The organism is Aporhodopirellula rubra, assembly GCF_014192335.1.
GTDB classification, from domain to species: Bacteria; Planctomycetota; Planctomycetia; order Pirellulales; family Pirellulaceae; genus Rhodopirellula; species Rhodopirellula rubra.
The window spans coordinates 1-24,986 of the sequence record NZ_JACHXU010000029.1; the positions used below are offsets into that span (position 1 = coordinate 1).

General features: G+C 55.6%; 20 protein-coding genes. 6 read left to right on the plus strand and 14 right to left on the minus strand.

The window, feature by feature from the left end; translation table 11 throughout:
• Nucleotides 1-278: 278 nt before the first annotated feature.
• The 4 genes from FHS27_RS26845 to FHS27_RS26860 all read right to left on the minus strand — a co-directional run bounded on the left by FHS27_RS26845 (nucleotide 279) and on the right by FHS27_RS26860 (nucleotide 6,730).
• Nucleotides 279-1,472: a DUF1573 domain-containing protein gene (locus FHS27_RS26845; protein ID WP_184308874.1), complete on the minus strand. Its 1,194-nt coding sequence runs from the start codon at nucleotides 1,470-1,472 to the stop codon at nucleotides 279-281.
• A 118-nt stretch (nucleotides 1,473-1,590) separates the two neighbouring features.
• Nucleotides 1,591-2,883 carry a DUF1559 family PulG-like putative transporter gene (locus FHS27_RS26850; RefSeq protein WP_315854707.1) on the minus strand — a complete coding sequence of 431 codons (1,293 nt, stop codon included), beginning with the start codon at nucleotides 2,881-2,883 and terminating at the stop codon, nucleotides 1,591-1,593.
• 644 nt (nucleotides 2,884-3,527) lie between these two features.
• Nucleotides 3,528-4,493, minus strand: a complete 966-nt coding sequence (locus FHS27_RS26855; RefSeq protein WP_246421022.1) for an alpha/beta hydrolase — start codon at nucleotides 4,491-4,493, stop codon at nucleotides 3,528-3,530.
• A gap of 38 nt (nucleotides 4,494-4,531) precedes the next feature.
• On the minus strand, nucleotides 4,532-6,730 hold the full coding sequence (locus FHS27_RS26860; protein ID WP_184308878.1) for a carboxy terminal-processing peptidase: 2,199 nt from the start codon (nucleotides 6,728-6,730) through the stop codon (nucleotides 4,532-4,534).
• 470 nt (nucleotides 6,731-7,200) lie between these two features.
• Here FHS27_RS26860 and FHS27_RS26865 point away from each other — a divergent pair, with 470 nt between their 5' ends.
• The gene (locus FHS27_RS26865; protein ID WP_184308880.1) at nucleotides 7,201-9,132 is read left to right on the plus strand and encodes a hypothetical protein; all 1,932 of its coding nucleotides are present in this window, start codon (nucleotides 7,201-7,203) and stop codon (nucleotides 9,130-9,132) included.
• A 221-nt stretch (nucleotides 9,133-9,353) separates the two neighbouring features.
• The gene (locus FHS27_RS26870) at nucleotides 9,354-10,154 is read left to right on the plus strand and encodes an MBL fold metallo-hydrolase (RefSeq protein ID WP_184308882.1); all 801 of its coding nucleotides are present in this window, start codon (nucleotides 9,354-9,356) and stop codon (nucleotides 10,152-10,154) included.
• Between the two features lie 159 nt (nucleotides 10,155-10,313).
• On the opposite strand, the gene FHS27_RS26875 is transcribed toward FHS27_RS26870, so the two are convergent.
• From FHS27_RS26875 to FHS27_RS26885, 3 genes are all read right to left on the minus strand, one after another.
• Entirely contained in the window at nucleotides 10,314-12,800 is a 2,487-nt protein-coding gene (locus tag FHS27_RS26875; protein ID WP_184308884.1) for an alpha-L-rhamnosidase-related protein, read from the minus strand.
• Nucleotides 12,801-12,986: 186 nt separating this feature from the next.
• Nucleotides 12,987-13,232 carry a hypothetical protein gene (locus tag FHS27_RS26880; RefSeq protein WP_184308886.1) on the minus strand — a complete coding sequence of 82 codons (246 nt, stop codon included), beginning with the start codon at nucleotides 13,230-13,232 and terminating at the stop codon, nucleotides 12,987-12,989.
• A 70-nt stretch (nucleotides 13,233-13,302) separates the two neighbouring features.
• Entirely contained in the window at nucleotides 13,303-14,526 is a 1,224-nt protein-coding gene (locus FHS27_RS26885; RefSeq protein WP_009103287.1) for a DUF1559 domain-containing protein, read from the minus strand.
• A 304-nt stretch (nucleotides 14,527-14,830) separates the two neighbouring features.
• Between FHS27_RS26885 and FHS27_RS26890 the strand changes: the two genes are divergently transcribed.
• Both FHS27_RS26890 and FHS27_RS26895 read left to right on the plus strand, forming a co-directional pair.
• Nucleotides 14,831-15,346, plus strand: coding sequence for a tRNA (cytidine(34)-2'-O)-methyltransferase (locus tag FHS27_RS26890; protein ID WP_184308888.1), 516 nt, complete (start codon nucleotides 14,831-14,833; stop codon nucleotides 15,344-15,346).
• A gap of 129 nt (nucleotides 15,347-15,475) precedes the next feature.
• Nucleotides 15,476-16,282 (plus strand): trypsin-like serine protease, encoded by an 807-nt coding sequence (locus tag FHS27_RS26895; protein ID WP_184308890.1) that lies wholly within the window; start codon nucleotides 15,476-15,478, stop codon nucleotides 16,280-16,282.
• 1 nt (nucleotide 16,283) lies between these two features.
• Here the strand turns inward: FHS27_RS26895 and FHS27_RS26900 are convergent, their stop codons facing one another.
• From FHS27_RS26900 to FHS27_RS26920, 5 genes are all read right to left on the minus strand, one after another.
• Nucleotides 16,284-17,060 (minus strand): polysaccharide deacetylase family protein, encoded by a 777-nt coding sequence (locus FHS27_RS26900; protein WP_184308892.1) that lies wholly within the window; start codon nucleotides 17,058-17,060, stop codon nucleotides 16,284-16,286.
• Nucleotides 17,057-18,535 (minus strand): glycosyltransferase family 4 protein, encoded by a 1,479-nt coding sequence (locus tag FHS27_RS26905; protein ID WP_246421024.1) that lies wholly within the window; start codon nucleotides 18,533-18,535, stop codon nucleotides 17,057-17,059. Before FHS27_RS26905 ends, FHS27_RS26900 begins: the two co-directional genes overlap by 4 nt.
• Nucleotides 18,492-20,180 carry a GumC family protein gene (locus FHS27_RS26910; RefSeq protein ID WP_246421026.1) on the minus strand — a complete coding sequence of 563 codons (1,689 nt, stop codon included), beginning with the start codon at nucleotides 20,178-20,180 and terminating at the stop codon, nucleotides 18,492-18,494. The genes FHS27_RS26905 and FHS27_RS26910 overlap by 44 nt, the downstream gene beginning before the upstream one ends.
• 444 nt (nucleotides 20,181-20,624) lie before the next feature.
• The gene (locus tag FHS27_RS26915; RefSeq protein WP_184308897.1) at nucleotides 20,625-21,797 is read right to left on the minus strand and encodes a Gfo/Idh/MocA family protein; all 1,173 of its coding nucleotides are present in this window, start codon (nucleotides 21,795-21,797) and stop codon (nucleotides 20,625-20,627) included.
• 178 nt (nucleotides 21,798-21,975) lie between these two features.
• Nucleotides 21,976-22,200 carry a hypothetical protein gene (locus FHS27_RS26920; protein ID WP_184308899.1) on the minus strand — a complete coding sequence of 75 codons (225 nt, stop codon included), beginning with the start codon at nucleotides 22,198-22,200 and terminating at the stop codon, nucleotides 21,976-21,978.
• A gap of 482 nt (nucleotides 22,201-22,682) precedes the next feature.
• Between FHS27_RS26920 and FHS27_RS26925 the strand changes: the two genes are divergently transcribed.
• Nucleotides 22,683-23,120, plus strand: coding sequence for a secondary thiamine-phosphate synthase enzyme YjbQ (locus FHS27_RS26925; RefSeq protein WP_184308900.1), 438 nt, complete (start codon nucleotides 22,683-22,685; stop codon nucleotides 23,118-23,120).
• Between the two features lie 105 nt (nucleotides 23,121-23,225).
• Here the strand turns inward: FHS27_RS26925 and FHS27_RS26930 are convergent, their stop codons facing one another.
• Together FHS27_RS26930 and FHS27_RS26935 are read right to left on the minus strand one after the other, a co-directional pair.
• Nucleotides 23,226-23,567, minus strand: coding sequence for a hypothetical protein (locus FHS27_RS26930; protein WP_184308902.1), 342 nt, complete (start codon nucleotides 23,565-23,567; stop codon nucleotides 23,226-23,228).
• The gene (locus FHS27_RS26935; protein WP_246421028.1) at nucleotides 23,564-23,947 is read right to left on the minus strand and encodes a 4a-hydroxytetrahydrobiopterin dehydratase; all 384 of its coding nucleotides are present in this window, start codon (nucleotides 23,945-23,947) and stop codon (nucleotides 23,564-23,566) included. Before FHS27_RS26935 ends, FHS27_RS26930 begins: the two co-directional genes overlap by 4 nt.
• Nucleotides 23,948-24,193: 246 nt before the next feature.
• Here FHS27_RS26935 and FHS27_RS26940 point away from each other — a divergent pair, with 246 nt between their 5' ends.
• On the plus strand, nucleotides 24,194-24,874 hold the full coding sequence (locus FHS27_RS26940) for an RNA polymerase sigma factor (protein ID WP_184308904.1): 681 nt from the start codon (nucleotides 24,194-24,196) through the stop codon (nucleotides 24,872-24,874).
• Nucleotides 24,875-24,986: the final 112 nt, after the last annotated feature.

Sequence of the window (24,986 nt, forward strand, 5' to 3'; positions counted from 1 at the left end):
TCTGGCATCGCCGAGGCCAAAGAAACGACGGCTTCCGCCATCGACGTCGCAACACCAAAATCAAAGAAACCTAACAAACCCTGTCATGCACCCCAGCTGAGCAGTGTCAATCAGACAAGTTACGTCTTCGAACCTTGTCAGCGGTTACGTCTGAAATGTGATTGGCGATCTCGCATATTTCATGTGGTCGACCGATACGTGCTGTGATCTTTTGTGTCTGCTCGCTCGTGTTTGACCCGTGCGAATCTGATCCTCAGATGTCGCACATGATGAAGAGATCAGTCGTCGATTTCAACGACGGCGCCTACAACGGGAAACCAGTTTGAGAACTGTTTGTCAGCTGGGTCGCCGACTTGAACATAGCCTCGCTGGTGATCCAGGTTAAAGATGGTCATTGGGCAGTCTTTTCCGATCTTTAGCGTCAGTCGGTAGTCGCCTTCCCGGGAGGTCGGTTCAATGGTTGCATCAAGAACTTTAGGTTCGACATCAAGGACTTCGATGTTTCTTCCTACTCCTCCGCGGACACGCACGAAGATGTGCCAAGTTGATTCTTCGCCGGCGGTTAGCGACCCGATGTGTAGCCCATCGTGCATGTGGAGAAGCGGGCTAATGAAAGAGATCGGAGGGCGTACCTTTCCGGTGTATTCGATTTCACGTGTCACATCGGGGGAGCCATCGCCTGGGCGAATTACGGCCGTCAGTGTTCCTTGAAATTGGCCAGGACGATGTCGCGGCATTGAGAGAGCAACGCGAGCCGCAGAACGCGATTGTTTGTCGGCCAGCTCAATGTCGTCGTTCTCGATTGGTGTGACTTCCCAATTTAGTGTCGTGTCGCTTTCATCCGTCGTGACGCTCATGATTGTGAAGTCGTTCCATAGTTGGCTGAATAGCACGATGTCTCCGGTTGCCACGTCGCCTACGTGTTGGGCAACCAACGCCACCGATTCAGGAGCGACCAATTGCGCGCGAACGATGCCTTCGACTTTGAGTTCAATCTCTTTTTGGAGTGGATCGCTAGTGATGATCTTTGCCGTTTGTTCATAACGTTCGGCTTGGTATCCGGTGTTCCATTCCATCGTGACGGTGGTCGTCGCGCCTGGCATTAGCAGTTGGTGTTCGAGTTTGCCGACGGTGCATTTGCAGCTCGTCCCCGCGACTTTCAGACTCAGTGGTGCTTTGCCCTCATTGCCGATCGTAAACGTGTGGCTCGCGGTAACGTGTGGGTCAATCATCCCAAAGTCATATGACTTTTCTTTGACGATCGCGATAGGCAGTTCGTCAGTTGGAACCTCTCCGTGCAGTACCTTTTGCTGTTGCGCGATCAAGGATAGCTTTTCGTCGTATTCTTCTCGGCGATGGTCCGGTACGCCGTATGGTTTGTACTCCACCGTGAGAGAGAATGCACCCGCGACGCTGATTAGCAAAATTGCCGTGATCGGTAGTGCGATGAATTTGGTTAACGGAGATCTCATGACGAACTTACAAACGTGAAATGCTCAAACTAATTGGAAAAACCTCCGCAGCCTCATCGAGACTGCGGAGGAGATTTAGGAAACGATGATCACCGTTGTGCGATCAATCGTGTGATCCTTATTCGAACGAGCCTTTGAGGTAGAGGTCGTTCAGGAAAATGCCAGCGAAGAAATCGTCACGGGCCATTTCCAAGGTGTCGTCGGCATAACCAACCGCATCGACTCGAGCGTCATCCGGGTTCAGTGCGAAACCTGGGTTCAAGAAGCCGTCGCTGTTTTGGTCGTAGAAGACTTTGACGCTGCCGTCCGCCATCAGGATGTTGCAAGAACCTTGGTGAATGGCGAACCAGTCACGAGTGTCTTGAAGATACAGACCATTTCCGGCGCTACCGCCCGCGGTCCCGGTAGGAGCATCGCATGCGGCCGTAGTCGGATTGCCACGCTCACACAAAAGTTGGGCACGAAGTGGGGCTCCCGATCCGATCAAATCGATGTCAGCACCGGCTGCAGTCGCATCGGCAACGTAGGCAGGGCCATCGTTGAATGCTTCGGTCAGAAGGTCACCTGCATTGATGTAGGTGATCGTATCGTCAGCGTTTCCTGCTGCTGCAAACACGGTGCGGCTGACGCCAGGGCCGTGAGCGATTGCAACTGCCATGATTGCTTCGTCGATATCGCCAGGGGCTGCACAACCGATCATGCCGACGTTGCTGCTGCTGACGCGACTACGATCCATGACGTTGGCGCTGAGTGGGCCGGTCGTTCCGCCGAGGCCTTTGAATCCGCCTCCCGAAGAGGTTTGCAAACCGGTGGCGCCATTTTCAGTCTTCATCATTCCACGGACCATGTGCCAACTGGCTGCGTAGTTGGTGTTGTAACCGTTGGTGAAGAAGTAGCGTGAAATCAATTCAGCGCGTTCGGCAGTCAGTTCGTCGGTCGATGCGAAGGTCGTGACGGCTCCGCTACCAGTGATGTTGTTGAAGCTCGGCTTGCCACACTGGCCGGCGGCCAAGCGGGCTGCTGGTGCACCGTCTTTGGCGTCGGTGGTATCGGCACCGTAAAGGTCGTTGATTTTTTCCGAACCTTTGAGTGGGTTCGATGGGTCGAGCGACTCGTTCATGTTGCCGTCGCCGACGTTGACGATGTCAGCAACCCAGCCGTAGGTGTCCATGCAGCCGTCGCGACGGAAGTCCGACGCACCCGAAGAGTAAGCACCGCTTGGCGAACGTCCGCTGTATTTGAACAGGCCGACGCCGATGTTCTTGAGGTTAGCTTGGCACTGGGCTTGGCGGGCGGCTTCGCGAGCCTTGGTGATTGCAGGCAGCAAGAGAGCGGCGAGCAATGCGATGATCGCGATAACGACCAACAGTTCGATCAGGGTGAAACCCTGTTTACGCATACGCGTTTGCATTTTGGTATTCCTTCAGAAAATTCGATCGGATCTCGGCAGGAGACCCGATAGCTTGTTAATATTTGGTGATGTTAGTGAGCTTCGTGGCATGTCGCTGTTAACTCCCAAGCCCCGTTGCAGCGGTGTTTGAAAAGCGATGTGTCACGACTCCTTTCTTCTTTTTCTTCTTTACGGACGCGTGCAGGAAAGTCCCGCTCGTGTCGACATGTCAGGGGACTGCCGTGCTGCCACCCGACATCTGACGTCCTTTGGCATTGAGCATGCTAAAGAGGGGAAGAACGCTCCTTTCTTGGTTAAGAGAATTGGGACAAACAGTAGGGAAGAGGCTGCTGTGGAGTCGATTGCGGGCCATTTCTTTCGCAGTGCGAAATTTGAAACTAGCCCGTGAAATGCAATCTTTTTGGCGGCGTTGCCCTCTTCGATGTGCGTGTTCTAGCGGAGCTTTGGAGTGGCGTAAGTGCTAACTAAGTCCATTCATCAACCTTTCACACAACCTGAACATGAGTCTTCGCAGAGCTTCAAAATCACAGGAAGTTTGGGCTTGTGCGGGCCCTCCCGTAGAAGGGTTTTTGTCGAGCAAGAACAATTGGGTGTTCATTTTGAGCGTTCTTGGCGCTGCGATGCGCATGATTGAGCCAGAGTGGCTACTGATCGTTGCCGAGTAGCTGCTCAGCGAAGAAGTCCCGAACCTGATTTTGGGTGTTCGGGTGCATGAGAGTGACGAGGTGGCCCTGGTTCTCGATCACAGTTAACGCAACCGAAACGCCTACGGAGCGGAGTGCAGCGGCAAATTGGCGACTGCTTTCGATCGGTACGATCAGGTCTTTCTCGCCGTGAATCAATTGCGTCGGTGGATCACCCGCCGAAGCGTGGGCTGTAGGTGATGCCGCGGTATAGAGTTCCGGGAATTGACGGCGTGATCCGTGCAGGAAGAACGATAGTGCTTCACTGTCGATGGGGACTTCCCGGAGATCGCAGGGCGGACCTCCAGCACAGACGGCAGCGATCTTGGGAAGACGTTTCCAACGTGGGTCGTCGATGGGCCAGTCACTCGACGTGATTTGGACCTCGCCGGGTTCGTCCGCCATGACGCCTACGAGTGCCGAGAGGTGGCCTCCTGCCGAGTAGCCAAACATGCCAATTCGTTGGCGGTCAATGCTGAGTTCGTCAGCGTGATCGGTGAGGAAAAGCAACGCCTCGCGAACATCGTCAACTTGAGCCGGGAACTTTGAATAAGGGGCCAGGCGGTAATTAATGTTAAGGACGCAGAGCCCCATTTCCGCGAGGTACTTGCTATAGCTGCCGAGTGACCATTTGTCGCCCACCAGCCATCCGCCACCATGCACGACAACCACCGCCGGACGAGGCCGCCCGGTGAGTTTGATTGAGCTGTTTTGCGAGTGGGCTTTGGAGGCATCATCGCTGTTGCGGGCGATGTCATCTTCGTTTTCACGAAGTGTATCGTCAGCGAAGACAGGGACGTAAAGATCGGCGAGTCCCGACTTGCCATCCTGCAGTTCGACAGAACTGCTATAGCGAATGTCCCAGAACGTTTTGACCTTCACCGATGCCGCTTCCTCCGCACTAAGAAGTGCGGGCGGAAACAGCAAGCAGGTGAGGATCGTTACGAATGATGATCGGCCGAGTATCAATTTGCACGTGCCAGATTCTGCGCCCTCAATCCATCGATGTATTGATGGGTAATATTGAGAACTTCTTGGTTGTAGTACGTGTCACGGAAGACTTCATCGCCCCCGAGTTGAGCCTCGAGTTCCTCTTCCTCCTCGTCCTTCTGTGCCTTCATTTCGGCACGTCGTTGCATGAATTTCTCTTCGTTCAGCGAGATGCTCTTCTGATCCTTTTGCTGGACGTAGAGTGCGATTCGACGCATTAGTTCAGTGAACTCGTCGTTGTTGGCAATTCGTTGTTGCGAATTGACTCGGAGGCTGTTGATGAGATCCATCGGCACCATGCTGTAAAGGTTGTGCCGTGCTGGGTTCACGCGATCATGTTCGAGGGCGTATTCCAAGTCGCCTTCGGCAACGGGCATTTTGCTGATGACGCTCGGCAAAATGATATCCGCGGCGACGCCTTTGAGTTGAGTGCTCTCACCGTCGGGCAGATAGAACTGCTGCAGCGTGACTTTCAGTGCGCCGTAGTTTGCCCGTTTGATACGGAAGAGTGATTGTCCGATATCCATCAGGGTTTGAACGGTTCCTTTGCCGTGCGTTTGCGGGTCACCCACCACAATCCCACGACGGTAATCCTTGATCGCCCCGGCGAAAATTTCGCTCGCACTTGCGCTGAGCTTGCTCGTCAGAACAACGAGTGGGCCGTCCCAAACGGTACCGCGTTGATCGTCGTCGTACTTCTGTACCGAACCGTTGGCGTCTTTGACCTGCACGACGGGGCCTTGGTCGATGAACAGTCCGGTCAGGCTGATCGCTTCGGTGAGCGAGCCACCGCCATTTCGGCTGAGGTCGAGGACCACACCGCCGACATTTTGCCGTTTGAAATCTTCGAGGATTTTAGCAACGTCCCGTGTGCTACTGCGGAAGTCGGCGTCGTTACGTTTGGCCCCTTCCATGTCCATATAGAAACTCGGCAGATTGATGTAGCCGATTTTAAGCGTGGACGATTGGCTGGGCATTTGATGTTCGATGATCTCGCCGCGTGCGGCTGAGTCTTCGAGTTCAACTCGGGCACGAACGATCTTAAAGACTTCGAGATTTCCGTTTCCGCCTGGACGGACGCCCAAACGCACCGTCGTTCCCGCTTTGCCGCGAATGAGTTTGACGACGTCTTTGAGAGGCATCTCGATGATGTCGACCATCTCGCCGTTCTCACCTTGGCCGACGGACACGATCGAATCGTCTGGTTTCAGTTTGCCGTGCAGGTCAGCAGCACCGCCGGGAATGATCGCTTTGACTTGTGTCAAACCGTCTTTCTCGCCGAGCGACGCACCGATCCCGTCGAGGTTCAGGCTCATGCTGATCGTGAAATCCTCGAGCGTGGCGGGCGACATGTACGTCGAGTGTGGGTCGTAGCTGTTGGTCACCGCGGTCAGGAAGATTTCCAGAATGTCGTCGCTGCTGGTCGTTTTCCAGCGATTGGCGTATCGGTCATAACGCCGCATTAATTGATCGCGAGCTTCTTGTCCGACGATCGGGTCATCGGAGTCCTTGAGGTCGAGCAGCGAGAGCTTCAATTGACGACGCCAGCGGTCGGTCGCTTCGTCGACGTTTTGGGCGTACTGAGCGGCGTCGCGATCGACGATGACTTGTTCATCGGCGCTAAAATCGAAGTCCGTCTTGAGAAGTTGGCGGATGGTTTCAACGCGCTCATCAACTCGCTGTGTGAATCGGCCAAAGATGTAGTATGCGAGATCGAGGTTTCCCGCTCGCACGTGATCGTCCACCACGGTCGAGTAGCGTTTGAATTGGTCGATATCGCTTTGCAAAAAGTAGAGTTTGAGCGGATCAAATGACTCGATGTACAGGTCGAGAGCCCGGGCACTCGATTCATCGTTGAGTTCTTTGCCGGAGACATGTTCGCTCGGCATCAGGCGTGCGATTAGCCGTGACACGACACCGTCTTGCGGAGCCGGTTTGGGCATTTGTGTCGGGCGAGCGGCGGGGCGGGGATTTTGCCCGTTTTGCGGGGCAGTCGCTTGGCGAGCACCTTCACTCGGGATCAATTCGACCGGTTGCTGACCCGGCGGAATGGCTTCTCGAAGAATGGTCGCGTTTTGAGCTTGGGCGGGCGGGAAACCGCAAGAAAAAGCCACCAAGAAGCCCAATGTCGCGACTGCGAACTGAGGAGCGTAGGAACGAAGGTGTTGCGACATAGAGTATCTGCGTGGGTGAAGTGGCCGCGCCCTCTCGCAGGCATTTGACACTGCTCAGCGAGTCTGAGCGGGAAATCGGATGCGAGTGAGCAAGAATTTCAGAGAGGTCATTAAGGGATAGTAGGAAAGGGCGGAAAGTCAGGCAACCGCGATTTCATAGGCAATTGATTGTACGCGAGGAGGCGAGTCGGGTTCGGATTGTGCCGAAGATTGCAGTTATCCGAGCCCAGTTAGGCCGATTGTTCGGGATTTACCGAATGTTCGCGGTAAGTTTTGCCGATAACTCTGCTTGAAGTGGTTCTGTCGATATCGGCTGACGCTTCGTTCCGAGATGTGCGGTGGGAAACGATTGAAAAGCCGGCGATCTGTCAGGTCGCGTGTTTTTCGGTTTTACCCGCCGTGCCTCGAACCGCCAACGGATCTCGACGATTGGTCCCGTACTCAGGCAGGCATTGATTCAGGAATCAGGGATGAACACTCGCTCAAAACACACCTCGATACCGACGAAAAACTCGGCGGCCGTATTCCGGTCGATTGTCGCAGCCGGCTATGTCGCTGCGATGCTAGTTGTCGTCGGCTCGCCGACAATCCTGTCAGCGGCACCGCCAACGGCGGAAGACGACATTGATTATGCCGCTAGTGGATTTGTACTGCCGCCAGGGGTTTCGCCCACGGCATGGGCGACAGCCGCCCGGGCAAGTGCTGCCGGCGGCATTAATTACGCCAGCCAACCCGCGATCGGCGGCCCAATGATGGGAGGCCCAGGAATGGGAATGCCCGGCATGGGCGGACCTGTCATGGGAGGACCCGCAATGGGAAATCCGGGAATGGCTCCTGGCATTGGTGGACCGATGATGGGCAACATGCCCATGGCACAAAAAATTCCAGCGTCGTTCCCATCGGGACCGATTCCCGGAATGCCCGTTTCCACAGGATTGCCAGGGCCGATCGGACCCGCCGCCTATCAAGCGGCGATGCAAAATCCCTACGGTCAGGTCATGCCGATTAACTACCAGGACGCCGGGGCCTACCAGGTCTACAACGGCGGCTATGGTGATTCGTACGGATGCGACTGTGGTTCATGCGACGCCGGTTCGTGTGACGGTGCTGCATGTGGCTGTGGATGCGGTTCAGGAGGCGGAGGCGGCTTCAGCGGAATTCTACCCGCATTGGCAGGAAGTTGCGGATGCTGCAACGGCAACGGCTGTGGCGTTTGCAATTCGAGCCTCTACCAGAGCGGATGTCTCGGCAAAGGCGGCATGCTGGGAGATTGGTGCAGCGGAAAATGCATGCAAGGTGATTTCGGCCTTCTGATGGGAACCATCGGCGGCAACCTCGCGGCGATCTGTGATGCGGTTCAACCTTACAGCGAAGCCGGCAAGTGTGCCCAGCGTTGGTACGACGTCTCGGTTGAGGCGATGTTCCTGGGACACAACTTCAGCCAAGGCAACGCGGTGATCAGCACGCTCGGAGTCAATGGAACTCCGGCCATCAGCCTGGGTGATGCAAAAGTCAACGACCTCGAAGCGGGTGTGCGAGTGTCTGCTGCGATGATTATGGGAGTCGGTGGGAATTTGGAAATGGTTTATGTCGGGGGACATGAATGGGGTAACACTGCTCGGGCAACCGCGACCAACACGGTGGCTCCTGACTTGTACTCCTATATCTCAGATTTCGGTGTTAATCCGGCCGGTGGCTTTGACGATCCCGATCGTTCACTCACCCACTCGGTCTCGGTTGATTCGGTCTTCCACAGTGGCGAATTGAACTATCGTCGCCGCACCGTCGGGCCAGGCTGCCGCTTCCAAGGTTCTTGGTTGGCCGGTCTTCGCTACCTGCGATTGGACAACGGATTCGGATTTGATGCGGTCGGTACGCTGACCGACGGAGCGGGCAACGTCATCGCTGGTACCGAAGGCGGTCCGGGCAACGACGAGCTGCGTTTCTACAACTCGTCGACCCGTACCAAGAACAACATGTTCTTCGGTCAAATCGGTTACGACGTGTGGTGGAACATGGTGCCCGGTATCCAACTGGGCTTCGGAATGAAGGGTGGTTGGGGCCAAAACGACTGGGAACGGTCCACCTACATCAACGCCAACTCGGCGGGCCCTGGTGCGACCGCAGGAGTTGTCAGCGTGAGCGACCGCGACCGGCTCGATACCTTCATGGGTGAGATCGAAACCAAAATCGTGTACCGATTCTCGCACTCGTGGTCACTCCGAATGGCTCACCACTTGATCGCCATGGATGAAATTCTCAACACCGTTCCTGAGGCCTCGTATATCCAGGACTCTTTGACGACGGTGGGTGCCGGGAACCCAGTTACCGACGCACCGGCTGTGAGTTTCGACTCGGTTGTGCTGCAAGGTTTCACGATCGGTGCCGAATACATCTGGTAATTCCGCCCGGATCGGCGAGTGTTGGCATGATCCTCACGGACGGTGCCAACACTCGGCAAAGCTGAAAATGGTGATGATGCGATGGGCAGTTGGCAGGAGTGGAGAGACGACGTGGCCCGATTCGAACCGTACGACGCGGTTCACACGGCTACAAAAAGTAGACAAACGATCTACACTAATAGGCCTCTTTACTCCTCGCTCCGATCTGATCTCTTTTCTTCATGATTGTTCGCAAACCACTTTTTCCCGGCCTCATCGAGCTTAATTTTCAAGCCGGCGAGGTGCTCGGGTGCAACCTCTACCTGATTTACGACCAAGACGAATGGGTTTTGATCGACATCGGGTATGAAGAAACGGTGGATGATTACATCCAAATCATTCGAGATTTGGACTTTCCACTGTCCCGTTGCAAATCTTTGATCGCCACGCATGCCGATGTCGATCACATCCAGGGACTCGCCAAGGCGAAACAGGCTCTCAAAACCACCGTGACGGCTCATCCCAATGCCGTCGAGCCGCTGAGAACCGGCGACACGCTCAAGACGTTGGCGTTGATCGAAGCGCAAAATCTTCGGATGGCGATGCCGCCGGTCGAGATCGAAACGCAAGTCAATGATGGCGATGTTATTCGGGTCGGAGATTTGGAACTCGAAGTTTGGCACACGCCTGGCCATACCGACAGCCAATTGGCATTCCGTTTGGGTGATGTTTTGTTATCCGGTGACAACGTCTATCGGGACGGTTGCATCGGGGCGATTGATGCCCACCACGGCAGCGACATCAGGGCCTTCATCAAGTCGCTGACGCGGATTCGTGACAGCGATGTCCGATGGCTCGCGCCGAGTCACGGGCCGATCTTTGCCAAAGACAACGCGATGCTCGACAAGGTGATCAAGCGTGTCGAAGGTTACCTGCACATGGCAGATTTCGGAACGCTCGCTGACGATTGGCCCTTAATGGATCAATGGGACGAGGAAGTCGCACAAGGGATTCTCCCCGAAGGCTTGCAGTTGCCAACCTAATCGATCCGATTGGGCAAACGGCTGATTACTCCACTTCGCAAGGGATCAGCGTCTCGTTTCTGCGAACAGGCAAGCGACACCGATGACACCGAAGCCAACGGCGGTTTGCTTCGGCGTGAAGTGTGAGTCCGGCGATTTTCTATTCGCAAATTGATCGTCTTACTTCGCTTCGATGGTGGCTGAGCCTTGGATCGGATCGCGAAGGATCCAGCGATCTTTTGTCTTGGTTGCCTCGACCGGTTGTCCGTCGACCCAAACCCCCGTGGCTTCATCGGTCACGGGGAGTGCGATGTCCGCGGAGACGCCACCAGGCAGATTGACCAACATCACGAAGGATGAATCCTTTTTCCATTGAATCGAAATGGGACCACGCGGCGTAGGAATCTGCCCATTGGCAAACTTCAGATCGCCTGGACATGGGCGAATCGTTGTGGTTGTCCAACCCGGGGAAAGCGGTTGGACGCCTAGGATAAAACGCGGTAAGAGATTGGCCGGTGCGGCGCCCCACGCGTGGTTCCAATCTTGATTGGGTTTGTAATTCATGCCCCAGGCTTCCCAAGTGATCGTGGTGCCACTGTTTACCATGTGCTTCCAACTGCGATCTCCATCAGCGGTCATGAGCTCGATTGCTTTACAATCACTGCCGTTGTTGAACAGCCCTTCCATGAAATACTGCGCGGCATAGACGCTGCATTGCATGTCCTGTTCTTCTAGCCATGCCAGCACACCTGGACGTTTGTCATCGGGAATCAAACCAAACGCCAGCGGGAAAAAGTTAGCGTGAATGCTGCTGTGATTGGTTCCGATTCCGTCTCGATAGATTCCTGCTTCGTCATCGAAAACCTGTTTCTGCAACGAAGACATCGCGAGTTTTGCCCGATCGGAGAACCGTTTTGCTTCGTTCGGTTTTCCAACCGCCCGGGCCAATTCGGCCATTCGCTGGAGGGCTTTGATGTGGAAAGCGTTGACCACCGTGTTGATCTCGGTGAACACAAAACCGTCACGCTCTTTCTGCGGCCAGTCAACGATGTCATGGCGTTTGCGGTCTATCTCGGCACTGCGAACGAGTCCGTCGTCGCCACTGCGGTTCAGAAGTGTTTTTGACTTCAAGGACTCATACCGGTGACTTAACCATTCGGTGTCACCCGAGTGCATCCATTCCGCATGTGCCATGAACACCATGTGAGGCGCCCATTCGGTGGGCCAGGTTCCGTTTTCCATCAGCCAATCGAACGTGCGAGCGGCCATCGTGACGTTGTCGTCCGTCGCGTAGTGACTGAGTTGATTCAGATACGCATCGGCTTCATAGGGGATGCGTTCTCGGTCTCCGTCCACGTATACCCCCGCGAACGTCGTCGCTTTGATGCTGTATTTGCACAACTCCCAAATGCGGTTGAGTGTTTCATCGGAGCACTCAAATGCACTCGCGTCGTCGTTCCAGGTTGACGAGAAAGCCGCTCTTCGACGGACGAGTTCGAAGGGATAGTCCGGGTCGAGGCCTTCGATTTCGATCCAGCGAAACGGCATCACGGACTGCCATGAGTCGGGTGATAAGACCGCAGGCGGATTTGCGTTCATCAATCCCGATTGTTGAACGTTTCGGGGGTCGATCGGAGTCGGGACGATCCAGTTTCCACGCTGTTGTCCGAGGCGGATTGGCGTGAAACCATACCGCACGGTTCCTGGCGGATCTTGGTCGATACGGCCGTCTTTGGTTTTTTCGCCAAAGTGGATTGTGGCGGTTCCACGACCAGGTGGAGCGGGCATCACGATGTTTCCAAACGCAACTTTGCCGAAATCGATTTGAGTGACCGAGTCGTTGATGCGTTTGATGGAGACTGGTTCCTGCACGGTCAGCTGGACATGTTGTTCGGCAGGGATCTGAGGAAGCTCTTTGATGAACAGGTTGCGAAAGCGATAGGTTTGATCTTTTTCGCCATGATGTTGAATCCCGATGTATCCCGTGGCGTCCATGGCGTCGCGAAAGCGAACCGTTTGGATGCCGTTGACTTCGATCGTGATAACGTCATTGACACACGTGACGACGTAGCGGTTCCAGCCGTTGCGGTTGAGTGCATTCGCGATGCGTGGATCGGCAAACGCGGCTTTGGATTCCTCTTCATGTTGAAGAAACTGGTTGAGTGACCTTCCCTTCGTGCTGGGCCAGATCCATCCACGACGCGATTCGTCAAACAGTCCGCCCGACCATCGGCGGTCAGAGCCGTCGCACTCCGCTTGATAGCCAAAGACTTTTTTCTTCGCGTCTTCGTCGACGTGACACCGAAACATCACGCCCGAGTTGGCCGGGCCTTCGGGAAGATGGATTTCGACGCTGACCCGGAAATTAGAGTACTTCTCTTTCGTGACTAAGAAGAATTTCTGGTCAGCGGTCAAATGGATTTCGCCGTCGACAACGTTGGCTTCGCCATGTGGATAAGGATTCCACCAACCAGATAAATCCTTGCCGTTGAACAAGGGCGAGTAACCGCGACTGGCCATTGCGTCGAAGCCTGCACCGTCGTCATGTTCAATTGCGGGGGCGAGAATGGGATCTAACGACGGTGCTTGTGCATCGCAAATATTCAGCAGCAGAGTCGTGGCCAGTGAGATGGAAAAGAGTCGACGCGTGCGTTGGTGGATCGTCATGTTGAAAACTGTGGATGAGATGTTTCGATGTCTATCTAAGCGTAGCAGCATGTTGTCAACCGCCGCGAATGAGGACGCATTGCGTGAACGGCCAGATTCGATCGTCGTGAACGAATACAGGCTCGCTTCTCGGGTGTGAGAAGCGAGCCCGTGAGAGGAGTTTGTCAATCATTCGATGATGGCGGCTTATTCGTTGCGGCCGAGATCGGGCTGTCCAGCCATCTGCGCGTCTTCTTTGGCAACCATGTCCAGGTAGTTTTGAACTTCTTCTTCTGATGCCCCTTCGAGTGCGTTAGTGGTTCCCTGATTCGAGCCGCAACCAATCAAAAGGCCGAGGAACAGCAACAGTAACAATGCGGGTAAATGTGGTTTCATTTTTTCAGAACTTTCTTTGATTAAGGTCGCAGGCAACCCGTGTGATACTGAATCCATTGGCTACGCTACTGAAAATACGGCCTGGGCGTGAGAGCCACAGGCCGGTGAAAGCAAATCGAATGGAGTACTAAAACTCTTGATCGATCACTTCTTTATTCGCACGCGTGCCGAGTGCTCCCCAAAGTCCATAAGGGCTGGCAGCACCGATGGGAGCGGAGTCACCGTAATAGGTCACCATGTTCGCAGTGGCGCTACCCGCCTCAATCGAGTCGGTGATGAACTTGACGGCACCGTCGCCCATTAGCACGTGACAGCCACCTTGGTGGCGACTCGACGGTGGGTTGAGCGAGTCACGCGAGATCAAACCTGCTGTGCACATGCCGCTGTTAGGAGGCAGGACCGTGTGGAATTGGGTGTGAATGTGACGAGCGTCGTACCAACGGAATCCGCGTGCATCGAGAATGCTTGATTGCGTCGCATCGGCAGGCCAAAACTGGGGACGCTCTGGGTTGAACCATCCTTGTGCCTCGGCATAGTTTGGATCACGGTAGCATTCGCGTGTACGTCCATTGTTGTTCTGTTGGTAGGGTGCGTTCGGCATTGCGGTACGACGATCCATGTCTCCCAAGTCGGTAGCGATCTCGCCAGCCATGATTGTGTTGGCGAGTCCATCGAGGAAGTCTCGGAACTTCATGTCTTTGTACATCACGAATGCACCACGGTGGACCATTCTTGATCGCTCTGCCTGGGTGGAATCGCTGTAGGAGTAGGGAAGCGTGGCGCCTGCGGAGACTTCGTCCACGTCGAGGCCACCTTCACGTGTCATGCAACTGGAGTCGCCCATGTTGGCGGCATAGTTGGTTCGCCCAAGCGAAGGGAGGCCGAATCCGGGATCACTCGGACACCGGTATGTTTTCAACTCAATTGTCCACGGTGCGTAGTCGGCTCGACCGACACCAGGCCCCATTGCCTGCCACCTCGCTGGGGTGCCACCGTTGTTATCGAGCGGGTTGCTGATTTGCTCCCAGACTGCTTGTTGTTCGATGAATGGGAGGATTCCAATCAGAAACGATCCGGCCCGATTGATCGACACCGTGGAACTGTTGTTATCCCAAGGGTCACGACCGTTGGGGTCTTCGTTGCCGCAGCCCTGAACGGGCATCTGTTTGTATGCGGAGTGATAGTTGTGAATCCCCAAGCCGATTTGCTTGAAATTGTTGCTGCAGCTCATTCGGCGGGCTGCTTCGCGGGCCGCTTGGACGGCAGGTAAGAGAAGACCAACGAGCACTCCGATGATCGCAATGACCACCAAAAGCTCGACCAAAGTGAATCCTGATCGATAACGTTTCATTTGAAAATTCCTGCAAAAGAATACTGGTAGTGCGCAATGAAGCGGCGTACGGGGCCGTTAGTGTGCGACGGCTGGCCTATAGATAGTCCCAAGACATGAGCTATTTTTGCGGGAAATGTTGAGAAGTTTCGCTTCTTTTGCCCGGTTGCTCGTTATACGCAGCCCGTTGTGGGGGAGCGTTGGCGGGAGGATGTTCGGATGAGGACGGTTACCCGAGCTAAGATGCGCGGGTCATGGTGCGCGGGGCTGAGGCAGGTATCTTGATGCAAAACGCACTGAGTCTTGCCGGCATTAGTTGAATCAGATGGATCAACCCACGTCACCTATCGACCAATCAAATGAGACGGCTTCGAGCCCGCCTCCTCCCGTCCACGTCGTGCTCTATCAGCCCGAGATTCCGCAAAATACGGGGAACATCGGTCGCAGTTGTGTTGCGGTCGGGGCCAAGTTGTGGATCGTGCAACCGGCCGCGTTCTCATTCGAAGAAAAGCGTCTGCGTCGTGCGGGGTTGGATTATTGGCAGCATCTCGACATTGAAATGGTTCCCGATTGGGAGACGCTCACCACGCGTCTTGATCCCGCCCGATTCTATTTTCTGTCGCGATTTGCCAAACGCACGCTTTGGGACGCTCCGCTGAGTGTTGGTGACGTATTTGTTTTCGGCCGAGAGACCAGTGGATTGCCCGCACAGATCATGGATCCCGAGGATGAGCGTGCGGTGCGGTTGCCGACGACCAGTAAGGTCCGGAGTTTGAATCTCGCAACGACCGCCGGAATCGTGTTGTTTGAGCACGTCCGGCAGTGTTCCTACCTGGGATGATTCTCGAAGGCGGCTTTTCGGCAATGGCAGAACGGAGCTGGATTCTGCTGCGTCTGGTAAGAAGTTTCCAATTGCGGTCCGCTTTGATTTCCGCAGACATTATCCTGGACCTTTTCGACGGGCGTTACCATGAAACCTCTTCGTGCATCGACGTGGTCGCGTGCGTTTGTTGTATCGGTTGTTTTGACGGTTTTCATGTCGGGTTCATGCAACGCGATGATTTGGCACCGCGATGCTCAATCGAGTCGATATCACGAGCCTGAAGGCGTGATGACGTCCGTGGTGAGTCTGCACTACACGCCGCTGCAGGTGTTGGGCGGTTGCGGCGTTTTATTGAATGCCGAAACGGTGCTGACAGCCGGTCACGCTGTTGACGGTTGGGCGGTTTCGTCGATTTACGTGCGGCTCGGTGATCAGGTTCGTGTCGTGCAAGAGATCATGCGCCATCCGGATACGAAGGTCGATTTGGCCGTGATCCGTTTGGCTGACTCGATCGGCCCAGAGCGTTCGCTTCCAATTGCGATGGGGGCGTTGAGTCAAGGCGAGCGTGTGTGGATGGGAGGCTACGGTATCTCGGGCCCATTGATCGAAAACGATAAGAATGCGATTGCTGCCGCGGCGGCTCGTTTGAATTTTGCGTCGGGATATCGCACTGGTCGATTCGCATCGGGATACAACCGGATCACTCATGTCGGATCACACCGCAATCAGATTGTGTTTGACGCACCGGGTGACGATAGCGAGCTTGAAGAAGTCCTGCCATCGCTTTTTGACAGCGGTTCGCCTGTGTTTGTTCAACGCGACGGGGAGTGGCGGTTGGCGGGAATCACGGTCACCGTTTCTAACCGAATGTCGCCTAATTATGGTGACCGTGGTTCGCACGAGTCGGTGCACGCAGCGCACGTGTGGCTCGTGAAGGTGCTCGCCGATCGATAGGCTATTTGGATTCGAACGCGCGACAGACCTGCGTGTTGTTCATGGTTTGAATGGCGCCGTTTTTGACATGTCGGCCCAACATCGATAGCACTCGCTCGAGAGACTGCCATTGATTGTTTTGTTCGATTTCCCAACTGTGTCCCCACAGATGAAAGACGCCACCGTGACGGATGGTTCGCTTCAGGAGGCGTTCGGTCATGGATGTCCAGTCGGACAATTTCGAGCCCATCAACGCGGTGATCGTTGATCGAACACGACGGCGTTTTAACGTGTTACGTAGATAGCGAACCCGACCATGAGGATTGGTTTGGATCGACGTGGGCAGTTCCCACAGTTCGGTTGTGTCGCCGTTATCTGCGACGACCGAGGTGGATTTTGGAGGACAGGTTCGTAGTAATTCGACGCTGCGAAAACCACGGAATCCTGCGTCGGCGATGCAGCGTACGTCAGCATCGGCGAATTTGCCTAGCGGCGGACAGAACATTTCACACGGGCGACCGGTGACGTCTTGGACCCAATCTTTGCACTGTTTTACTTGTCGTGCGGTTTCGTCATCGGAGAGCGTGGTCAGGGCGAGGTGATCGAGCGTGTGCCCACCGATCTCGAACCGGTCACTCAATGCTGCGACCTCGGATTCTCCGAGTGTAGCTAATTGAGATTGGCGAGGAATGTAAAACGTGGCGTCGATGCCGTTGCTTTCAAGCATGTCGGCGAGCTTTTGATCGAGTGGGTGCCCATCATCCCAACTCGTGGTCAGTATCGCTTTGGACGTCATCATGCGGTCTCGGTACGGCGTTCTGTTGTGGGCAAAACAGGTGACGGATGCGGCGTCCGTGTGTCGATTCCTTCGAGTGGAGCGTCCTTGATGGAGTGATGTCGATCAGGCCATCGTTTTGCTATCGCGTTGGTATAGATCTGTTGCAATCGATCGTGATTGATCGCAGCGGTGTAATACTGCTCGTATTCTAACCGCGCCAGCGGACGCATTGCGTCGAGCACTTCGTACCGACCGGGGCCGTTCGCCGCGGCGTCAGGTTGGTTGTTTGTCAGAGTGATGAGGGAGTCGATCACGCGAGCGAGATCATCGGCGTCGCCGCTTTGGAATGTTCCTCCCACGCCGGGGTGAACCAACTCTGCTTGGCCGCCTTGATTGGCACAAACGACGGGGGTTCCCTTGGCGTATGCTTCAATCACCACACGGCCGAACGATTCGGCGCAGTGTGATGGTAATATCAAGACGGCCGCATCACCGATGGCATCGTACACTGAATGTTGGTCGAGTTGTCCGAGGTGTTCGACGGCATTGCATGGTGGATTGTTTTGATCGTGACGCAATGAATTGGCCGCAACGTCCCGCACTTCATTCTCGAGCGGTCCTTTGCCGATGATTTTCAATGGCAGGTGCCCACGAAGTTTGGGCCATGCCTCCAGCAGCGTGCGAAGGCCTTTCTCTTCGCTGAGCCTGCCTACGAACAGTGCGTATCCGCCACGTCCGGCACCGGTCGCTAGCTCGACGTCAATGAAGTGTGGTTTGACCACGATGGGGGCGAACGGGAAGTTTGACGATACGTAGCGGTCACGCACGTACTTCGTCGGCGCGATGGCAACGTCGAGATAGTTTTGAAACGTCTTCTTGGCACGATGGACGAGGTTTTTCAGAACCACCGCACTCGTGGCCATCCGGCTGTCATGAAAACAGGCGTGCTGAATCGCAGGTAACGCGAATGTCTTTCCAATGCATGCGGTGCACGGTTGATGGTCGCGGTAGCAAACACCCGCGGCGCAGAGTGGGCGTGAATTGTGGAGCGTCTGAACCGTAACGGCGCCTGCTCGGTGAGCGGCACGGATGGATAGAGGCGAAATTGCCGGGAACGTGTTATGGAAGTGCGCGACATCGATCCGTTGGCTGCGAATCAGACGGGTGATGTCGTCGGCTACCTCACGATTCCAAATCGTGTTTTTGAAGTTGGCGAGTCGGCCTTGTGCGACGAGATCTTCGTTTCGCCGGGTGTAGCGAAAAACCTCGTGTCCGAAAGACTCGAGCATGTTCGCTTCTGCCTCGAAAACCACGTCCTCGCCGCCGCGCAAGCGATAGTAGCTATGGACGAGTAGAATTCGCATGCGGAGCTGGGGGTGCGGTGGGCTGAAATGAATCGGCTGCTGATACAAATAGCCCCCGGGCACAGCGGAAGAGCTTGCCAAACGATAGCTAGCGGGGAACGCCCGGTACAGACGCTGAATCAGCAAATTCATCCCGGTTCGAGGACAACGCTGGTAAGCGAACAGATGGATCGTGTGCCGATTCGTGCGACGATACGAGTTCACGTGATTCGCCGTGGGGCCGATCGAAACGAGAACTGACACGAGTGCTCGAACCGTTTTGGCGTGAAGCGGCGTTTGACGATCGATCGAATAGTAGCCCGCGGGCAATCGCCTGGAAAATTCCAAACGCGAATGCCAGGATGGTCACCAGAATTGCAAGGATTCCACGTTGGGGTTTGACCTTCTTGAGCCCCAGGCTGGCGTCTTGAACGACGGCAATTTCACTTACTCGCCCTGAAGCGAGTTGGTCAATCATCTTCGCGTTATCGCGAGCTTCGGCGGCCCGGAGGTATTCGGCTTCGGCAAGTGTGGCCTCCCAGTTCATCTGCGTCATGTCGACTTCATCGTGGTTCAGTTGGTCGAGTTCTTCGAGCAGCTTTTCCCGTTGGGCGGCCAATTGCGTTTGCTTGGATTCCAAACCTGCAAGTCGGGTCGTGGTTTGGCGATGGGCGAGTTCGAGTGATTGCCGGATCGGGTTGATCGCCTCTTTTGTTTGAGGTTGATCACCGCGTTCCGAATTGGCGATTCGAGACGACGCGTTGAGCTGTTCACGCAGTGCCCGCATTTTCGGGTGGTCGTCTTTGTATTTCGCCGCCAGCTCGCTGTAGCGAACCTCGAGGTCGTAAAGGCTTTGGCGCATCGTGCTGCCTGTCTTCTTGGGAATGCCGCGGACGACCTCGCTTTCGATCGTGTTTGGGGTCGCCGCAATTTGGCTGGTGAGCCGTTGGATCTCCGATTCAGCGGATGCGAGTTCGCTCTTGGTTTGAACCAGATCTCCTTCAATACGACTGAGTAGGGAACGCAATGCAGACTGAGACGAACCGACGTTGATCATGCCGCGGTCGGAGCGGGCTTGTCGCAGTGCTTCCTTCGCAGACATTGCTCGTTGATAAGCAGCGTCGGCTTGTTCGCAGAAGAAATCGTAGGAGCCTTCCGAACGATGCGCGGTCGCATGGTGTTCTTGGTAAACCCGAATCAACGTGCTCAAAAGGTCGCGTGACAAAAAGGGATCTTCGCTGCGTACTTCCAAATCGATCGTGTAGGAATCCGGCGCGGTGTACAGGGCCAGCGATCGTTGGAACTTCATGATCGCCATCTCTTCTTTGATCTGCTCGGAAACTTCATCCGCAGACATTTCACCGAGTGGCTTGGGGGCGCTCGAGGGGATCCAACTGGTGATCGTGTTGGTTAGCTTTGAGACCGTGCTGCGTGGTTCGAGAATCCGATCGGCACCGACTTCCCGAACGACACGTTGAGCCATCGCGCGGCTGTGCATCATTTCCCGGACGCTACTAACCTGGGAGCTGCGACTGTCTTGCAAGGCGACCGTCGGTGACAGAGACGCGGTCGGGTCGAGCGAGACGGCACCGCGCCCGAGACGCACGAGCAGTTGGGCATATGAATCGAATTGTGCGGGAATTAGATAGACGACCAGCAAAAGCAGTGGCATCAACAACAAAGCGATTGCGACGGCAGAAACGCGACGGCGCCACAATGCACCGAACAGCTCATCCAGCCGCAACGGGCGAAAATGATCGAGGTCGACGCCATCGTCTTGAGGTGGGGCGTGATTCATTGCAATAACAACAAGAATAGGCATGAACAGAAGTGCCTAGCTTAGTTGGAATTTGTATTTTCGCAGCCTCTGATCGCGGCTATGGTGCGAATTCGCACGACATTGCATGAAAAATCGGTACGCGCACAAAAAAACCGGCAGGTTGTCTCCATCGAGACGACCTACCGGTCCAATTCGGTTTCAGCCACGCGGCGGCAAATGGAGCCGCTGGGAGAAACGCGTGAGTCTCGGCGTGCTACTGCACGTGCCTTTAAGTGACTCAGGCGAACCCTAAAAATGATCCCTCTGCCGATGTGATGGGCTGATCCCTGACAAGCCTCACAAGGCTTGCTAAACGCATTCTAGGCACGAGGCCATCTGCAGCAAGGTAGATCGGGCATTTTCGTGATCGAGTTGAAGAGATTTTAGAAAAAGCCGCCGGTATGTCGCGGGTTTTCGCACTGTCTACAAATCGACGCGCCGCCCGCTTTCGCTGCTCGTCTCGGCGGCCTTCAAGATCGAGGCTGCGCGGAAGGCATCTTCGAGGCCGCTCAAATTACGCACCAGACTCGTCACCGCACGATGAAATTGGCCGAGGATTTTTTCTCCCACGGGCGATTCACTCTCGAGTGATTCTTGATGACGTCCGGCGTCGTCAAACCAAACCAACGTACCTGGCAGGTCGATGAACGCGACACCATGCTGGCAACACACCTGCATGCCTGCGGGCGGACGAAAGCCGATCGCCTCCTGCCACTTCGCGGGGATGTAGTTACCGCAACTGATTTGTGCCGTCGCGGGGCTCGACGGAACCTGGGATTTGGGTTTCGACCGATTCCGCGGGGAGCGTGTTTCCCACTGCTGTGCGGCCGCCTGTCCCAATTGGATCGGTGCGGGGTCGGATTGGGATTCGAATCGCAGGCTTAATGCACGGTAGTCCCAGGCGGTGTTAGGAAAGCAGTTCGCCGACATGACGCTGGCCGGGTTGCCGCCGACGACATAGCTGCACCAATCGATTAGCTCGATCAATTCATTTCGCATTGTCGCCTGGGCTTCGACATGTCCGTGAGAACTCATCGTGCCCGAGTCATCGCGTGATTGGTCACCCAGACGTGGGCGGACGGGGTCGGAGGGATCTCCCCGGCGGGATAAACGGGTCTGCTGCTCGACGAGACTCAGTCGTTTGTGACAGAACAGCAATCGCGGGGCGCCGAGATCCGTTGCGATCAGTTCTTTCAGTCGCAGGGTCGCGGGGGCAAAACGTCTCGGGAAGCTCGCCATGAATGCGATTCCGGCGTCCTCGACGCAGCGTTTGAAGTCGGCATCTCCGACGGGGTCGAAGTCCAACCCGCTGGCCCAGTAGATCGCTTTGCCGTGATCGCAGGCGGCTAAGGCGGGGAGGTGTTTGAGCCAAGTTTGCTCAAGGATCAACACCGCATCGATGTCGTCACGAGCGACCATCGATTGATATCCGTCGACCGGATCTGCCTGGAAATCAGAAACCGCATTCTCGGCCAACTTGGCGACCGAACAATAGATCGCTCGGACGTCAAAACGCTCGCTGAGCATCCGGAGGGCGGGTCGGTGCATGGTTTGCCATTGGTCACCCAGACCGATCAAGCCGACACGTAGCTTCACTTAAGGCGAGTCCTGACGAGTAATTCGAAGGAGAGGAGGCGAAGCAAACATCATAACAGACTGCGCGAGCAGGGGTTAGACGAGCGATCAGGCCACGAAAAAACCCCGAACGCGCGGGAGCGTCCGGGGTTTCTGGGTCGTGTGAGCTGATCGTGGGGGGATGATAAGCTGTTTCAGATTACTCGCGGGGGCGGATTGCTCCCGTCAGACCGCTGTAGTCGATGCGATCGGTGGTGTGCCACAAAGGTTGTCCCAGCTCAACGCGACGGCGGAGCACCTCGATTTTCTCGGGGCTGCCGGCAGGCGCGTCAGTGGCAACGAAGCCATCATCCTCTTGAGGGCTGAAGTCTTCGTCGTGGCCATAACGAAGGATTGCTTCGAAAACGTTTTTGCAATGAGTCATGCGTCTCTAATGTTCCAATAGGTATCGCGGTCCCATCCTGTTGGCTTCGCGATCACAAAAAGTTGGTCGACAGTCCGGTGGCGAACTCGTTTCGTCGTCGGACATCACACACGAGTGGATTATTCGCGAGATTGACGGGTAGTCAAGAAAATTCTCGCGGGCGATGGTGTTCAAGTAAGGATGAAAGTGGCGTTCGGTTCGCTTAGCAGCTTCGTCCTGGACAGGTAAGGCATGAGAAGAATTTGCGCGCCAAATCCGAAACAAATCTTCATGATTCCTTCAAGGGGGCTGAAACTCGCTTTGCTCGGCCTTTGAAGGGGGTTTAGATGGTTTTCGGATAAGCCGTTTTCGGTGCATTTTGCAGCGCGAGACACGAGGAAAACAATTGTTTTGCCCCCCAGTTACGGATAACCAGTAGGACCGGTTGGGGCGGCGAAAAAAATCAGATTTTTTTTGATGAATATCCTTTTTGAGACACTCCCATGACAGCTTGGTTCGAATACGAAGTGCGATTGCCAGCACGACCTCGAGGTTTTCACCTGATCACATCCGCGATCGAGAGAGAGGTTGTCGACCTCCACCGCGTTCGTATCGGGCTGTTGCATTGCTTCATTACGCACACCAGCGCCTCACTGACCATCAATGAGAACGCCGATCCCGACGTACGAGTCGACTTTGAAACCGCGATGAACCATGCCGTGCCCGAGAACCTTGCCTATGTTCACACGCTCGAGGGGCCGGATGACATGCCCGCGCATGTGAAGGCATCGATGATGGGCTCGAGCGTCAGCGTTCCGGTGCGAGATGGTCGTTTGCGGTTAGGAACCTGGCAGGGCATTTATCTATGCGAGCACCGAGACCGGGCATCCTCTCGCCGTCTCGTGTTGACCCTGCAAGGCGACGTCGGCCAGAGCAGGTAAGGCCAGAGCAGATGAGGCCTGAGTAAAGACCCGAGTAGATCGTTCGTGAGTTCGTGCAAAGGGCGACGACTCGGCCTGCGAAATCAGACGCGGTCGTGCATCGGTTCAGCCATCCATGATGGCTTCTTTGATCGTTCGCACGATCGCCTGACGTGACAGGCACGCGGCTTCGATCGATTCGACATCGAGACCCAAGTCCGTCGCGATCCGCTTTGCCAAATCGACGTCGCGTACGCCGTAATACTGGTTGACGATCCGGCGACCGGTTTGGGGGTCAGGGACGTAAATGGTTTGGCTGCTGACGCGGTAACTGGTCTCAAAAGCGTCGGCGAGTTCGTCGATCCAGGATTGAGGGACGCGTCGTTCGAGGCAGTGCTCAACACTCCATAAGTCGTCGCCGGTGCATTCATCGAGTAGTGCCAAGGCGACGTCGGGGCTTAGTTTCATTTTAGGAGCTCATCGATTTTTGCTGCGATGATGAAGTCGTTTTCGCTGAGGCCGCCGATGGCGTGTGTCGTGAGGACGATTTGGAGGTGGCGATAACCGGTCAAGTGAAGATCAGGGTGATGTTGCTGATCCTCGGCGATTTCCGCTATTTGGTTGAGGCACTGCACCGCTTTCGCAAACGTTTTGCAGTTGATCTTACGAGAAATGGTGGTTGCAGTCTCGTCTAATTTCCAGTCGACGAGGGCATCGGCAAAATTCCGGGCCTCTTCCGCGGCAATGGGGGCAATGCCGCCCTCGCATGCCGAGCATCGACGTTGAGCGAGCGGCAGGTTGTCGTCGTTCGGAACGTTTTCCGGTTTCGATTCGTGAGAAGAGTTCATTGCGATGGCCTCTGGTAATGTCAGGGACGGTTTGAAGGGAGTCGAAACGATCGGAGATGAAACCAGCTGGGTTTGACTATGGGGCGGGAGGTGAGTGGGAATGTTGAAGATCGGACGACCGGCGTCGTGGGGCGTTTGCTCGATCGCGGGATGGATTGGGCGGTGAGGTCGCGTTCGATCGACGCACGTTATCTTATCGCTCGGGCCAGGATCGTCGCTTGCCGCTGGGGGTGTTAGATTACCAGAATGAATGAACCGCGATCTGACGCCGCTGAGACGCCCGAGTCTGCCGAGAGTGAATTGATCGACGCGATCCAGGCCGGTGACGAGTCGGCGTGGCGTCGACTGATCGATCAATACGAGGGACGCTTGCTCGCGTACGTGCACCGTCGGTTGCAGGACCGGAGCGTGAGTGAGGACATCGTCCAGGAAACGTTGGTCGGGTTTTTGGTATCGTTGCCCAACTACGATCGGCGTCGGCGTCTGGAGAACTATCTGTTTTCGATCTGCGGCTACAAATTGACCGATCACCTCCGACGGACCGGTCGTCGTCCGACGTTGCCGTTGTACGGTCGTGGCGAGTCGCAGCGATCGTCGGGGACGGAGATGCAGATTCCAGGACGCAATCGCGGGGCGAGTTCAATCGCGCGAAGTGCCGAGCGTTTGGAGTTGGAACGCAAGGTCGTGTCCGGCGCGATTCGCGATCAAATCCAACGTTGGCAGGAAACCGGTAACTACACCAAACTGCAGACCCTGGAACTGATCTTTGTTGCCGGGCGTGGCAACCTCGAGGTTGCCGAGCGTTTGGGGATATCACAGCAGCAGGTGGCGAACCTCAAGAGCGATTTCTTGACGCGATTGAAAGCGATCATCGCTCGCCAAGATCTCGATCCTGGCGTGTTTCCTGAACTCAGCGAAGCGACGTAGTGGTGTGAGTCGGGCGCGGCGGCCAAGCGACAGGCAAAAGAAAACCTGCCGGCAATCAGGATCGCAGGCAGGTTTGGTGGCTGGCAATTTTGGCGACTGGTGAGTTTCCGCT

What these genes read in the sequence shown, in the direction of transcription:
- FHS27_RS26845 (WP_184308874.1), bottom strand. Translation starts at nt 1,472, where the DNA reads ATGAGATCTCCGTTAACCAAATTCATCGCACTACCGATCACGGCAATT.
- FHS27_RS26850 (WP_315854707.1), bottom strand. Translation starts at nt 2,883, where the DNA reads ATGCAAACGCGTATGCGTAAACAGGGTTTCACCCTGATCGAACTGTTG.
- FHS27_RS26860 (WP_184308878.1), bottom strand. Translation starts at nt 6,730, where the DNA reads ATGTCGCAACACCTTCGTTCCTACGCTCCTCAGTTCGCAGTCGCGACA.
- FHS27_RS26865 (WP_184308880.1), top strand. Translation starts at nt 7,201, where the DNA reads ATGAACACTCGCTCAAAACACACCTCGATACCGACGAAAAACTCGGCG.
- FHS27_RS26870 (WP_184308882.1), top strand. Translation starts at nt 9,354, where the DNA reads ATGATTGTTCGCAAACCACTTTTTCCCGGCCTCATCGAGCTTAATTTT.
- FHS27_RS26875 (WP_184308884.1), bottom strand. Translation starts at nt 12,800, where the DNA reads ATGACGATCCACCAACGCACGCGTCGACTCTTTTCCATCTCACTGGCC.
- FHS27_RS26880 (WP_184308886.1), bottom strand. Translation starts at nt 13,232, where the DNA reads ATGGATTCAGTATCACACGGGTTGCCTGCGACCTTAATCAAAGAAAGT.
- FHS27_RS26885 (WP_009103287.1), bottom strand. Translation starts at nt 14,526, where the DNA reads ATGAAACGTTATCGATCAGGATTCACTTTGGTCGAGCTTTTGGTGGTC.
- FHS27_RS26890 (WP_184308888.1), top strand. Translation starts at nt 14,831, where the DNA reads ATGGATCAACCCACGTCACCTATCGACCAATCAAATGAGACGGCTTCG.
- FHS27_RS26895 (WP_184308890.1), top strand. Translation starts at nt 15,476, where the DNA reads ATGAAACCTCTTCGTGCATCGACGTGGTCGCGTGCGTTTGTTGTATCG.
- FHS27_RS26900 (WP_184308892.1), bottom strand. Translation starts at nt 17,060, where the DNA reads ATGATGACGTCCAAAGCGATACTGACCACGAGTTGGGATGATGGGCAC.
- FHS27_RS26905 (WP_246421024.1), bottom strand. Translation starts at nt 18,535, where the DNA reads ATGAATTTGCTGATTCAGCGTCTGTACCGGGCGTTCCCCGCTAGCTAT.
- FHS27_RS26910 (WP_246421026.1), bottom strand. Translation starts at nt 20,180, where the DNA reads ATGAATCACGCCCCACCTCAAGACGATGGCGTCGACCTCGATCATTTT.
- FHS27_RS26920 (WP_184308899.1), bottom strand. Translation starts at nt 22,200, where the DNA reads ATGACTCATTGCAAAAACGTTTTCGAAGCAATCCTTCGTTATGGCCAC.
- FHS27_RS26925 (WP_184308900.1), top strand. Translation starts at nt 22,683, where the DNA reads ATGACAGCTTGGTTCGAATACGAAGTGCGATTGCCAGCACGACCTCGA.
- FHS27_RS26930 (WP_184308902.1), bottom strand. Translation starts at nt 23,567, where the DNA reads ATGAAACTAAGCCCCGACGTCGCCTTGGCACTACTCGATGAATGCACC.
- FHS27_RS26935 (WP_246421028.1), bottom strand. Translation starts at nt 23,947, where the DNA reads ATGAACTCTTCTCACGAATCGAAACCGGAAAACGTTCCGAACGACGAC.
- FHS27_RS26940 (WP_184308904.1), top strand. Translation starts at nt 24,194, where the DNA reads ATGAATGAACCGCGATCTGACGCCGCTGAGACGCCCGAGTCTGCCGAG.